1 protein-coding gene is annotated in these 347 nt (G+C 64.3%); it reads right to left on the reverse strand.

Annotated elements, in window-relative coordinates; genetic code table 11:
• The coding region (locus BTM36_RS27070) for a tetratricopeptide repeat protein (protein ID WP_139347326.1) at positions 1-347 on the reverse strand (347 nt) is incomplete at both ends.

Consider the following 347-nt stretch of genomic DNA (forward strand, 5'->3'; position numbering starts at 1 on the left):
TGGACGGCGGAATACGCGCCAGCAGAGAGTTGGCCTGCTGCCAGGCCCCGCTTTCGCTGGCATAGAGCGCAGCGGCGTACAGTGAATTGCTGTTAGCACCATCGCGACCCGCCGGGATCATCACCGTGGCCGCTTCACCTTCCTGCCCGGATTTTTGCAGCAGGCGGGCAAGGTCAAGACGCAACCACGGATCATCCGGCACGCGGGCAACGCCCTGGCGCAGTACCGAAATCGCCTGGTCAGTATTACCGGCCTGGACCAGTTGCTGTGCCTGACGGCGAATCGGATCGCCAGGCGCCCCCGCGACCACACGCGGCTGCAGTTTTTCCTGCAGGCTGGCGGGTAAA

This window comes from Herbaspirillum sp. VT-16-41 (assembly GCF_001994935.1).
GTDB classification, from domain to species: Bacteria; Pseudomonadota; Gammaproteobacteria; order Burkholderiales; family Burkholderiaceae_D; genus Herbaspirillum; species Herbaspirillum frisingense.